This is a genomic window from Microbacterium sp. B24, from assembly GCF_000333415.1.
Classification (GTDB): domain Bacteria; phylum Actinomycetota; class Actinomycetes; order Actinomycetales; family Microbacteriaceae; genus Microbacterium.
Window position 1 is genome coordinate 1 of the sequence record NZ_BADB01000216.1, and the last position, 12,355, is coordinate 12,355.

The 12,355-nt window shown below is 71.7% G+C and carries 11 protein-coding genes; 9 read left to right on the forward strand and 2 right to left on the reverse strand.

Annotated features, from left to right (window positions below):
- Together I5I_RS05595 and I5I_RS05600 are read left to right on the forward strand one after the other, a co-directional pair.
- On the forward strand, window positions 1-1,000 hold a 1,000-nt coding region (locus I5I_RS05595; RefSeq protein WP_036317474.1), incomplete at its 5' end, for a 2-succinyl-5-enolpyruvyl-6-hydroxy-3-cyclohexene-1-carboxylate synthase.
- Between the two features lie 41 nt (window positions 1,001-1,041).
- Window positions 1,042-1,905 carry a polyphosphate kinase 2 family protein gene (locus tag I5I_RS05600; RefSeq protein WP_036317476.1) on the forward strand — a complete coding sequence of 288 codons (864 nt, stop codon included), beginning with the start codon at window positions 1,042-1,044 and terminating at the stop codon, window positions 1,903-1,905.
- Between the two features lie 13 nt (window positions 1,906-1,918).
- On the opposite strand, the gene I5I_RS05605 is transcribed toward I5I_RS05600, so the two are convergent.
- Window positions 1,919-3,181, reverse strand: a complete 1,263-nt coding sequence (locus I5I_RS05605) for an isochorismate synthase (protein WP_036317478.1) — start codon at window positions 3,179-3,181, stop codon at window positions 1,919-1,921.
- 330 nt (window positions 3,182-3,511) lie between these two features.
- On the opposite strand from I5I_RS05605, the gene I5I_RS17510 reads away from it, so the two are divergent.
- The 6 genes from I5I_RS17510 to I5I_RS05635 all read left to right on the forward strand — a co-directional run bounded on the left by I5I_RS17510 (window position 3,512) and on the right by I5I_RS05635 (window position 9,314).
- A complete protein-coding gene (locus I5I_RS17510) occupies window positions 3,512-3,808 on the forward strand; it encodes a hypothetical protein (RefSeq protein WP_239640032.1) in 297 nt (98 codons plus the stop codon).
- A gap of 55 nt (window positions 3,809-3,863) precedes the next feature.
- Window positions 3,864-4,577 (forward strand): class I SAM-dependent methyltransferase, encoded by a 714-nt coding sequence (locus tag I5I_RS05615; RefSeq protein WP_036317480.1) that lies wholly within the window; start codon window positions 3,864-3,866, stop codon window positions 4,575-4,577.
- Between the two features lie 137 nt (window positions 4,578-4,714).
- Complete coding sequence (locus tag I5I_RS05620) at window positions 4,715-5,776, forward strand: polyprenyl synthetase family protein (protein ID WP_036317481.1); 1,062 nt, start codon at window positions 4,715-4,717, stop codon at window positions 5,774-5,776.
- A 64-nt stretch (window positions 5,777-5,840) separates the two neighbouring features.
- Window positions 5,841-7,214 (forward strand): FAD-dependent oxidoreductase, encoded by a 1,374-nt coding sequence (locus I5I_RS05625; RefSeq protein WP_036317482.1) that lies wholly within the window; start codon window positions 5,841-5,843, stop codon window positions 7,212-7,214.
- 195 nt (window positions 7,215-7,409) lie between these two features.
- Entirely contained in the window at window positions 7,410-8,237 is an 828-nt protein-coding gene (locus tag I5I_RS05630) for an endonuclease domain-containing protein (protein ID WP_036317483.1), read from the forward strand.
- Between the two features lie 120 nt (window positions 8,238-8,357).
- On the forward strand, window positions 8,358-9,314 hold the full coding sequence (locus tag I5I_RS05635; protein WP_036317484.1) for an alpha/beta hydrolase: 957 nt from the start codon (window positions 8,358-8,360) through the stop codon (window positions 9,312-9,314).
- A gap of 10 nt (window positions 9,315-9,324) precedes the next feature.
- Here the strand turns inward: I5I_RS05635 and I5I_RS05640 are convergent, their stop codons facing one another.
- On the reverse strand, window positions 9,325-10,749 hold the full coding sequence (locus tag I5I_RS05640; protein WP_239640033.1) for a D-alanyl-D-alanine carboxypeptidase family protein: 1,425 nt from the start codon (window positions 10,747-10,749) through the stop codon (window positions 9,325-9,327).
- Between the two features lie 244 nt (window positions 10,750-10,993).
- Between I5I_RS05640 and I5I_RS05645 the strand changes: the two genes are divergently transcribed.
- On the forward strand, window positions 10,994-12,355 hold a 1,362-nt coding region (locus I5I_RS05645), incomplete at its 3' end, for an AMP-dependent synthetase/ligase (RefSeq protein ID WP_036317485.1).

Genomic DNA, 12,355 nt, shown 5'->3' on the forward strand with positions numbered 1-12,355 from the left:
CGGCCCCGCTGCCGAGGCGCTCGGGCACGCGGGCGGCTGGCCGCTGATCGCCGAGATCGTCAGCGGCGCCCGCTTCGGCCGCAACCTCGTGCACGGCTACCGCGGACTGCTGCGCGATGCGGAGCTGGGCGGCCGCATCGAGCGCGCCGTCGTCTTCGGTCATCCGACGCTCACCCGCGAGGTCACCGCGCTGCTGTCGCGTGACGACGTCGAGGTGCTCGCCGTGCGCGGGCCGGGAGAGCCGCTCAACCTCAACGGCACCTCGGTCTCGGTCGACGCCGTCGTGGCCGCCGTGGGCGAGATGGACCGTGAGTGGTTCGGCGCCTGGATGCGGGCGTCCCGCGCGGCATCCGTCGATCTCGCGCCGCCGGCGCCGGATGCCGCCGCGCTGTCGTCTGCGGTACCCGCCGAACGCCTCGGCGCCATCGCGTCCGAGCTCGCCGTCGCGCGCGCCCCGATCGACCGGGTGGGACTCGTCGATGCCGTGTGGCGGGCGACCTGGCCCCACGACCGGCTGTTCTTCGCCTCGTCGCGCCTCGTGCGTGTCGCAGACGGCGTGCTCGGCGGCAAGAAGGTGCCGGTCCACGCCAACCGCGGACTCGCCGGCATCGACGGCACCATCGCGACGGGCATGGGGATCGCGATCGCGAGCCAGACCGGCGCCGACGTCGGCGTGACCCGTGTGCTGACCGGCGATCTCGCCTTCCTCTACGACGTGGGGGCGCTTCTGCTGCCGGTCGGTGAGACGGCGCCGCGGCTGCAGGTCGTCGTCGGCAACGACGGCGGGGGAACGATCTTCGACGGGCTCGAGGTCGCCGGAATCGCCGGGCCCGACGCCATGCGGCGGGTGCTCTACACGCCGCAGGACGTGGATCTGGCGCCGCTGGCCGCCGCGTACGGCTGGGAGTACGTCCGCGTCGCCACGCGCGCCGAGCTCGACCAGGCGCTCACCGCCCGCGTCGTCGGGCGGCAGATCATCGAGGTCGCCCTCGCGCGCTGAACACCCTGGCCGGATCCGGCTGCCCGCGCCATGATGTGGAGATGACCGCGAGAAGCCAGAAGAACTGGAACGCCGATCCCGCCGAGCTCCTGCGCGTCGGCCCGGGGTTCCGACTCGCCGATCTCGATCCGGCATCCACTCCGGGCTACGACGGCGACAAAGACCAGGGGCAGAGCGACCTCGAGGCGGGTGCGGACGAGCTCGATGAGCTGCAGGAGCGCCTCTACGCGCAGAGCCGTGTCGAAGAGGGCGCTCCGGCGGTGCTGCTGGTGCTGCAGGCGATGGACTCCGCGGGCAAGGGCGGCATCGTCCGCCACGTGGTCGGATCGGTCGATCCGCAGGGCGTCGCGCTCGCCGCGTTCAAGAAGCCGACGCCCGAGGAACTCGCGCACGACTTCCTGTGGCGCATCGAGAAGCGTGTCCCCGCACCCGGCTTCATCGGGGTGTTCGACCGGTCGCACTACGAGGACGTCCTCATCGGCCGGGTGCGGGCGCTCGCGCCTGCCGACGAGATCGAGCGCCGCTACGACGCCATCGTCGCCTTCGAGAAGGGGCTCGTCGATCGCGGCATCCGCATCGTCAAAGTGATGCTGCACATCTCCGCCGACGAGCAGAAGAGCCGGCTGGGGGAGCGGCTGGACCGACCCGACAAGCACTGGAAGTACAACCCCGGCGACATCGACGAACGCCGCCTCTGGGACGAGTACATGGCGGCCTACCAGACGGTGTTCGCGCGCACCTCGACCCCCGAGGCGCCGTGGTTCGTCGTGCCCGCCAACCGCAAGTGGTACGCACGTCTGGCCGTCCAGGCGCTCCTGCTGGATGCGCTCGAAGACATCGATCCGCACTGGCCCGCCGCCGACTTCGACGTCGCGGCCGAGAAGAAACGCCTCGCCGACAGCTGACCCCGGGCGCGCCCTACGCCAGGGCGTCGACGATCGGGCGGAACTTCACGCGGGTCTCGAGCATCTCGGCCTCGGGGTCGCTGCCGGCGACGATCCCGGCGCCGGCGTGCGCGCGGAACGGGATGCCGTCGGCATCCGCCGCCGCGAGATCGAACTGAGCCCCGCGCAGCGCGATCGCCCACTCGCCATCGCCGTTCGCGTCGACCCACCCGACGGGTCCGGCGTAGCGGCCGCGGTCGAACGGTTCGATGCGACGGATCGCGGCCAGAGCGGCCGCCGTCGGTGTTCCCGCGACGGCCGCCGTCGGGTGCAGCACCCCCAGCAGGTCGAGGGCGGAGGTCTCGGCGGCGGTCGTGGCCTCCACATCGGTCGCGAGGTGCCACACGTTCGGCAGCGCGAGAGTGAACGGCTGCTCCGCGGCCGCCAGCGCGCTCGCGTGCGGCGAGAGGGCGTCGACGAGACTGCGCACGGCGTACTGGTGCTCGGCGAGGTCCTTGGCGCTCGTCGCCAGGCGCAGCGCCGCCTCGCGATCGGCGTCCGGGCCGGCGCCCCGAGCGACCGTGCCGGCGAGCACCCGCGCGGTCACCTGGCCCCCCGAGACGGTGACGAGCGTCTCGGGGCTCGCGCCGATGAGCCCGTGCACGGCGTAGACCCACGTGTCGGGGTACGACGAGGCGAGCGAGCGCGCGAGTCGCCGGAGGTCGGCGCCGGCCGGAACCGTGCCGGCCAGCTCCCGAGCGAGCACGACTTTGCTGACCTCTCCGGAGGCGATCGCGGCAAGTCCCGCACGGACCGCATCCTGATAGCCCTCCGGAGTCAGCGCGCCGGGTCCCACCGCGGCCGACCAGTGCGGGCCGTAGCCGATCGCGCGGGGCTCATCGGGCTCGGGGGCGCCGTCGTCGGGCAGCACCCAGCTCACCCAGGTGCGGCCCTCGCGCGTGCCGATCGTCATCCGCGGCACCGTCAGCACCGCGGTCGCGGCCGACTCCACGTCGAACGGCAACGCGCCGAAGGCGATCAGGCCGCTGCCGGAAACGCCGACGTGGTCGTCCACCGTCGCCGCCGCCGCAACTGCGCGCCAGCGGTCGGCGAGGGTTGCGGCATCCGCCGCCGGCACCTCCATGCGCAGCGCCGAGCCGACGCCCACGAGCCACGATCCGCGTCGCGCCCACACCAGGGGGTCGGCCGGATCGGCGTATTCGAGCAGGTCGTCGATCGCGGCGATCTCCCGGCTCACGATGCGCAGGCGGGGTGGCAGGAGCGGCGCGGAACTCACCCGATCAGCCTAATCCCGCGGGCGCGCGGCAGCGGGGCGCCCGAGGTCAGGGCGGGTTTAGCTCCCGCCATGACCGATTGACCCGGGCCCGGCACCCCGCTCGTTTTCCGCTGGCGCAAGTGGGGGGCGGACCGCACTGGGAGCACGAGTGCGTGTATCTCGGCAGCGACGTCCACGGCGATTGGGTCGGTCAGCGCGACGGGCTGCGCCAGTGCCCGACNGGGCGTCGACACGGTCAGCGACGGCGACAACGTCACCCTGATCCCGCCGAGCGGCGAATACGCCGCCACCCTCAACGCGACCCACCCGCGCATCGCGATCTACATCGATGTGGCGTGGGATCTGCGATGGGATGCCGCGGCGGATCCCGCCGGCATCCCGAGCCCCACGGGCATCGACATGGACCTCGACGTCGTGCGTGCCCGCGACGGCCGCGGCATCTGGATCGACGACCGCGACGAGTGGGACGAGCATCGCGTGCAGTACGGCTACCCGAGGGAGATCGTCGAGCGCCTCGAGACCGTGGCGGTCGAGCTCGAAGCCGAGGTCCGTGCCGAGCGGGCGCCCTACGACCAGGCGACGGCGGCGCACTGGCTCGCCGTGCTCGCGGCGCTGCCTCATCGCTGAGAGCCGCCGCGCTGCCGCGCTGCCGCGCCGCCGCGAGCGCGCCTAGGATCGAAGGGTGAGTGAACACCGCGCCGACCTGGGCAAGGATCCGTCCCGCGTGAGCGGCATGTTCGACGAGGTCGCCGCCGGTTACGACCGCACGAACACCGTGTTGAGCCTCGGCAACGATCGGCTTTGGCGCATCGCCACGACGCGTGCCATCGCTCCGCGGCCCGGTCAGCGCATCCTCGACCTCGCCGCCGGGACGGGCGCGAGCTCGGTCGCCCTGGCGCGCAGCGGCGCAGAGGTGGTGGCCGGCGACTTCTCGCCGGGCATGATCGCCGAGGGCCGCCGTCGTCACGGACATGTGCCCAACGTCACCTTCGTCGAGGCCGATGCGATGGCGCTGCCGTTCGCCGACGGCGAGTTCGACGTGGTCACCATCTCGTTCGGCCTGCGCAACGTCAACGATCCGAAGAAGGCGCTCACCGAGATGCTGCGGGTCACCGCGCCCGGCGGCATGCTGCTGGTGTGCGAGTTCTCGCACCCGCAGAACCCCGCGTTCGCGAGCCTCTACCGGTTCTACAACGACCGGATCCTGCCGACGGTGGCGCGCAGCGTGAGCTCGAACGCCGACGCGTACGACTACCTCAACGAGTCGATCAAAGACTGGCCCGACCAGGTGACGCTCTCCTCGTGGATCCGCGACGCCGGCTGGACCCGCGTCGCCCACCGCGACCTCACCTTCGGCATCGTCGCGCTGCACCGCGCGATCAAGCCGCTCGTCTGAGCCCCGTTTCGACTCGCTGCCCTCGCTCACCGAGCGGGGGAGACAGCGACTCCCGGTCGTTGAGCGAGGGCGCGTAGCGCCCGAGTCGAAACGGCCTCCGCGACCGCGGGTGCGACGGCCGCGGGTAGGCTGGGAGGGTGACTGCGAGCTCCTCCGCTGCCGGTGCGCGATTGACGGCCAACCTCGGTCTGACCGAGCGTGTGCTCGCTGGTCCCCGGATGCGCAAGCTGCTCGCCGTCGTCGAGGACGGCCTCGACCGCGTCGAGGACACCCTCGCCCGCGAGCTGCGGGTCAGTGACGCGCTCGCCGACGCCACGACGCGCTATCTCTACGAGGCCGGCGGCAAGCGGGTGCGTCCCATGCTCACGCTCCTGACCGCGCAGCTGGGCGAAGGCACCACCGAGCACGTCATCACCGGTGCCACGGCCCTGGAGATGACCCACCTGGGTTCGCTCTATCACGACGACGTCATGGACGGTGCGGACGTGCGTCGCGGGGTCCCCAGCGCCCACGCCGTGTGGGGCAACAACGTCGCCATCCTCACCGGCGACCTCATGTTCTCGCGCGCCAGCCAGCTGATGGCCCAGATCGGCGAACGCGCGATCCGTCTGCAGGCCGACACGTTCGAGCGTCTCGTCCTCGGACAGATGCACGAGACGGTGGGCGCTCAGGCCGGCGAGGACCCCGTCGACTTCTACCTGCAGGTGCTGGCCGACAAGACCGGATCGCTGATCGCGGCATCCGCTCAGGCCGGCATCCTCTTCTCGGACGCGCCCTCCGAGTACCGTCAGCCCGCGCTGGAATACGGCGAGAAGGTCGGCGTGGCCTTCCAGCTGCTCGATGACGTCATCGACCTTTCCGACGACCCCGCCGAGACGGGCAAGGTCCCCGGCACCGACCTGCGCGCCGGCGTGCCGACCATGCCCTACCTGCTTCTCGCCCGGGCCGCCGACCCGGCCTCGCGCGCGCTGAAGGCCACGATCGACGACGGCGTGGCGCGCATCGCCGACGGAGCCGATCCTGCGATCCTCGACGAGGCGATGCAGCAGCTGCGTGCACACGCCGTGACCGCCGAGACCCGCGCCAAGGCGTACGAGTGGGCGGATGCCGCGATCGCGGCGATCGATCCGCTTCCGGCCGGTCCCGTGCGCGATGCGCTGGTCAAACTCGCCCACGTCATCGTCGACCGCTCGAGCTGATCGCGTCTCGACCCGGGCCTGCCGGCCCTTGCCCCACGACCGGATGAACACGAAGGACACACCCATGACCAAGCTGAGGCTGGCCATCGTCGGCGCGGGCCCCGCCGGCATCTACGCGGCGGACATCCTGTTGAAGGCCGAGCGCAAGTTCGACGTCTCGATCGATCTGTTCGATCACCTTCCCGCCCCCTACGGACTCGTGCGCTACGGTGTCGCCCCCGACCACCCCCGCATCAAGGGGATCATCACCGCCCTTCGCGACGTGCTCGATCGCGGTGACATCCGCATCTTCGGCAACGTCCGCTTCGGTCAGGACCTCACCCTCGACGACCTGAAGCAGCACTACAACGCCGTCATCTTCGCCACCGGTGCGATCAAGGATGCCGACCTCGACATCCCCGGCATCGATGCGGCCGGCTCGTTCGGCGCGGCCGACTTCGTCAGCTGGTACGACGGACACCCGGACTTCCCGCGCGAGTGGCCGCTGGATGCGGCATCCGTCGCCGTGATCGGAAACGGCAACGTCGCGCTCGACGTCGCGCGTGTGCTCGCCAAGCACGCCGAAGACCTCCTCGTCACCGAGATCCCCGCGAATGTGCAGGCCGGGCTCGAGGCTTCGCAGGTGACCGACGTGCACGTGTTCGGTCGCCGCGGCCCCGCCCAGGTCAAGTTCACCCCGCTGGAGCTGCGCGAGCTCGGCGAGCTGCGCGACGTCGACATGGTCGTCTACGACGAGGACTTCGACTACGACGAGGCGTCGCGCGCCGCGGTCGCCAGCAACAAGCAGGTGATGGTCATCGATCGGGTGCTGCAGTCGTGGCGTCAGCGGCCGGGCGTCAACAACGCCGGAGGCGAGGCGTCGCGCCGGCTGCACCTGCACTTCTGGGCCAAGCCCGTCGAGGTGAAGACCGACGACAGCGGCCGCGTCGCCGCTCTCGTGTACGAGCGCACCCGTCCGGACGGTCAGGGCGGCGTCATCGGCACCGGCGAGCTGCGCGAGGTGCCGATCCAGCAGCTGTACCGCGCCGTCGGCTACTTCGGATCGCCGCTGCCGGGCGTGCCGTTCGACAAGAAGCACGGCGTGATCCCCAATCACGAGGGTCAGGTGCTGCACAAGGACTCCAACGAGCGCGTGCCCGGCGTCTATGCGACCGGCTGGATCAAGCGCGGCCCGGTCGGACTCATCGGGCACACGAAGTCGGACGCGATGGAGACGATCAGCCACCTCATCAACGACCAGGCGTCGTGGTGGCAGCCCGCCGACCCGTCGCCGGAGGCGATCCCCGCCCTGCTGGCCGAGCGCGGCGTCGCGTGGACGGACCTCGACGGGTGGCATCGTCTCGACGAGCACGAGGTCGCTCTCGGCGCCCCGCACGAGCGTGCGCGCATCAAGGTCGTCGACCGCGACGAGATGGTCCGGGTCTCGCGCGGCGAGTAAGGCGTCGGTTCGGGAGGAGATGTCGCGTCGGGAGGTCGCTGTCGCGGCATCCGTCCTCCCGAACGGAAATCTCCTCCGCTGGCGCACGCGGGTGGGCCTGCTTCGACTCCTCCCCAGCGGGGAGAGGCGACAGGTTGTGTACGGATGCCGCGGAGCGCGGGGTCGCCGGCTGTGGCTCGGGTCACGATGTCGCACATGGATGCCGCGACGTGGGCCCGTGCATGCGGAGGCGTGGTCCGCAGCGATCGGATCGCTCGAGCCGGATACGGGCGCGGTGCGCTCGACCGCGCGGTGGCGCGGCGGGAGCTGGTGCGCGTGGCTCGCGGCTGGTTGGCCGTACCGGATGCCGACCCGCACCTGATCGCGGCGGCACGGTCGGGCGTGGTGATCTCGTGCGTGACGCAGGCGCGCCGGCGCGGCTGGTGGGTGCACGACGACGACGCGCGCGTTCACGTCGCCGCTCACGCTCACGCCGGGAGGGCGCCGACGGCCACCGCGGTCGTGCACTGGGCGCGGCCGGTGGTGCCGCGGCATCCGGATGCACTGGTCGATGCTCGCGAGAACGTGCTCGCTGCGGTCGCCGCGTGCCAACCGTTCGAGGTCGCGTTGGCGGTGTGGGAGTCGGCTCTGCGGAAGGAAGAGGTCAGCGCCCCGGCGCTGGCACGGCTTCGCCTTCCGGCCTGTGCGCGCCGTGTGCTCGCGGCGGCGGAGGTCTGGTCCGACTCGGGATTGGAGACGATCGTCGTGCCCCGGTTGCGGTGGATGCGTCTGTCGCTGCGGCGCCAGATCTGGATCGCCGGCCACCGCGTCGACCTGCTCATCGGCGAGCGGCTCGTCTTGCAGATCGACGGCGGCCACCATGTCGGAGGGCAGCGCGATGCCGACAACGCGCACGATGCCGCCCTCATGCTGCTCGGGTATCACGTGATCCGCGTCGGCTATCGACAGGTGATCCATCAGTGGGAGCAGGTGCAGGACGTGCTCATGCGTGCGGTCGCCCAGGGACTCCACCTCGCGCGCTGAACCGCCCGGGAGGAGATGTCGCGTCGGGAGGTCGCTGCCGCGGCATCCGTCCTCCCGAACGGAAATCTCCTCCGCTATCCTCGTCGCCCCGCACAGAGGAGCCGCGGATAGGCTGGCGACATGGCGGGCGAGTGGGTCGCAGACATCCTCGGGCCGGGCTTCGAACAGCTCACGCTCGAGCTCGGCGCGGACGCCGATCCCGCCACCCTCGTGCGCTCCCTCCCGCGGATGCCGTGGCTGCGACCGTTGAACGGTGTGGACGTGCTGTACGTGCACGGGTGGTCGGACTACTTCTTCCAGACGGAGCTGGCGCGCTTCTGGACGGGCCTCGGTGCCCGGTTCTACGCCCTGGACCTGCACGGATACGGCCGGAGCCTGCGCCCGGGGCAGATCCCGGGATACGTCACGACGCTCGACGACTACGATCCCGACATCGCCGCCGCCCTCGCCGCGATGGGCACGCACGATCGCGGCCGGCGGCTCGTGCTGCTGGGGCACTCGACGGGAGGACTCACCCTGAGCCTCTGGGCGGCACGGCATCGCGGCGCGGCCTCCGCCGTCGTGCTCAACAGTCCGTGGCTGGAGCTGCAGACGGGTGCGATCGGGCGTCAGGCCATCGCCCCGATCATCGCGATGCGGGCACGCTTCGACCCTCTCGGCGCGCACCCAGTCGTCGATCTCGGCTTCTACACGCGCGCGCAGCGCGAACTGGGGACCCTGCCCGACAGCCCCGAAGGCTGGCGTCCCGAGCGGGGCTTTCCCACCCATCCGGGGTGGCTCGCCGCCGTGATGCGGGGTCACGCCACGGTCGCCGGCGGCCTGACGATCGACGCCCCGGTGCTCACCCTGCTCTCCGCCGCATCGACGACGCCGCTGCAGTGGGCGCCGGAGATGACCTCCACCGACAGCGTGCTGGTGGTCGCCGACATCGCCCGTGCGGCGACGCGGATCGGCTCTCTCGTGACGGTCGCGCACATCGACGGCGCGATCCACGACGTGTTCCTGTCGGCGCCGGAGCCGAGGGATGCCGCGTACGGCGTCCTGCGCCGCTGGCTCGTCTCGGGCGCGCTGGGCTGATCCGCGCCGCTCAGCCGCCGGCGGTGGGAGTCGGAGACGGGCTCACGCTCAGGCTCGGCGACGGCGACGGCGACGGTGCCGGGCCGCCGAGCAGCGAGGGGTGGGTCAGCTTCCACCAGTCGTCGGGAGGGGCGATCGTTCCGCGCACGGCCACCGCGACGCTGGCACTGCGGCCGCCGGAGGTCCACGTCGCGATGCCGATCTGCTGGCCGTCCTGGCCGGTCGGCGCAATCGTCAGCGTGATCGATGCGGTGATCGGCGTATCGGACCACGTGAGCAGGCTCTCGTCGCGCGACAGCACCAACTGCGCCTCCCCGCCCCAGGGGCTCGTCACCGTGCCGACCGGTGTTCCCGCTTTCGCGACCGGCACCAGGTGCACGCCGGCGGCGACGCTGCGCAGCGCGGTGGTGACATCGGCATCCACCTGCTCCCGCGACTGCCCATCGAGCGAGACGCCGACGATCTTCAGCGGTTCGCCCAGTCCGGGGTTGCTCGTCGCGGTGTAGAGCAGTGCGAACGTCCCGGCGCCGAGGTTGCCCGTCTTCAGGCCGGTCACACCGTCGCTGCCGAGCAGATCGTTGGTGTTGTCCACCTCTCCGACCGTCGGGACGGTGGCCGACGGCATCGACGTGATCCGGGCGAGAGCGGGGTTGGCCGCGGCGAGCTGTCCGATGGCGAGCAGATCACTCGGTGTGCTCGTGTTGCGCTCATCGATGCCGGTGGGCTCGACGATCGTCGTTCCGTTCAGCTGGTGAGCCTGGAGCCACGTGCGCGTCGCGGAGACGTAGCCCGAACGGGAGCCGAAGGCCCACATCGCCACCGCGTCGGCGTAGTTGCTCGCCGACGGCAGCAGCATGGTGGTCAGGGCGTCGCGCAGCGACATGGAGCTGCCGGTCGGCATGGCGGCCACGGTCGCGCCGAGCACGTAGTACTGGTCGTACAGGTCGTGGTCGGCCTTGTCGAACGTGATCGTCGGACCGGGGTCGTCGGCGCTCTGCAGCGGATGAGCGTCGAGCACGACGAGCGCGGTGATCAGCTTGCTGATGCTCGCGATCGGTCGGGGCTGGTCGTCACCGCTCACCGCGTGCAGTCCCGCCGCCCCCAGATCGCCCGCGGCGCCGACCACCGAGATCGCGGCGGCCCGTCCGGAGGGCATCGCCAGCGCTGCCGGGGCGCCCGGCGCCACGGTCGGAACGCGTGTCGTCGTCTCGAGCGCCGGCAACGGCGCCGAGAGGGCCCACGCCGTGTAGCCGCCGGCGCCGGCGACGATCGCGAGCACGACACCTGCGGCGATCAGCCAGCCACGGCGGCGGCGCCGACGCCGGCGCAGGCGCTCGGCATCCTCGGCGGACAACGACACGTGCGACGCACCGCTGGGGGCCGAGGCCATCAGGTCGGCGAAGTCCTCGAGCCCGTCGTCGTGCGGCATGGTCATCGGCCTCCCCGTGCGGTGACGGCGCTCGCCGGGAGCCGCGGCATGACAGCGGAGGAGCTCACTCTGCGAGCGTATCCGGTCGCGCACGCGGCGAGAGCCTCCATACCGTGTCGGCGGGCGCTTCGGCAACCCATCCGGGCGTCGGGCGCGAGCATGGCAGGATTTCGGAGCGGACACCCGATCCGATCGGGCCACGGCTCCGAACAAGAGGCAGCTACGCCCATCCCGAAGGAGAGCTCCGTCCGTGAGAGAAGTCTCGACTGCGCCGCTTGCCGACCTGTCGGCGTACCGCAATGTCACCGACCTGCTGACGCGTCGGGTCGACGAGGCTCCCGACCACGTCGCCTTCGACGTGCGCGACGGAGAACGGTGGCGGCCGGTGACGACAGCCGCCTTTGCCGCCGAGGTGCGCGCGGTCGCCAAGGGGCTGCTGGCCGACGGCCTGCAAACCGGCGACGCCGTGGCGATCATGGCCCCGACGCGCTACGAGTGGGCCGTCGCCGACCTGGCCGTCTGGTTCGCGGGAGGCGTCGTCGTGCCCGTGTACGACTCCTCCGCGCCGAGCCAGGTCGCGGCGATCGTCGCCGACGCCGGCGTGCGCGTCGCCTTCTTCGGTGACGAGCGCTCCCGGTCCGCGTTGGCGGCGGCCGGGGTACCGACCGTCCTCTCCCTGACGCGTGGCCTGGCCGACCTCGCCGCTCGCGGCGGCCTCGTCGACGACGCCGTGCTCGAGCGTGCCCGCACGGATGCCGGCCCCACCTCGCCCGCGACGATCGTCTACACCTCGGGCACGAGCGGCACGCCCAAGGGCGTCGTCCTCAGCCACGAGAACTTCCTCGGGCAGGTGCTCAACATCGCCGCCGCGTACTCCGACATCGTGCGGGCGGACGGCAGCACGGTGATCTTCCTTCCCCTGGCGCACGTGCTGGCCCGGGGGCTGCAGCTGATCTGTCTCGCCAGCGGCATGCGCATCGCTCATCTCTCGGAGCCGTCGGAAGTCGTCGCCTCGCTCGCGGAGCTGCGCCCGACCTTCCTCGTGGTCGTGCCCCGCATTCTCGAGAAGATCGCCGCGGCGGCCGCGGCGAAGGCCGCCGACAAGCACCTCGGGCGGGTCTGGGATGCCGCGGTTCGCACCGCCACGCAGCTCGCACGGCGTGAGGAGCAGATCGACGACGGCGAGCGGCCCGCGTCGTCGTGGAGCCTGGGGCTGCGTCGCCGCGTGTTCGACGCCCTCTTCTACCGTCGCATCCGCGGCCTCATGGGCGGGCGCATCGGCTACGTGCTCTCGGGCGGCGCGACGTTGCCGTCACGGCTGTCGTTGCTGTTTCGCGGCATGGGTGTTCCGGTGATCGAGGGGTACGGGCTGACCGAGACGACCGCGCCTCTCACCGGCAACCTGCCCGGTCGCATCCGCTCGGGCACCGTCGGGGTGCCGCTTCCCGGCTCGACCGTGCGCATCGCCGACGACGGCGAGGTGCTCGCGAAGGGCGTCGGTGTGTTCGCCGGCTATCGCAACGCGGACGACGACCGTGACGCCTTCGTCGACGGCTTCTTCCGCACCGGTGATCTCGGGAGGCTCGACGAGCGCGGGCGTCTCGTGCTGGAG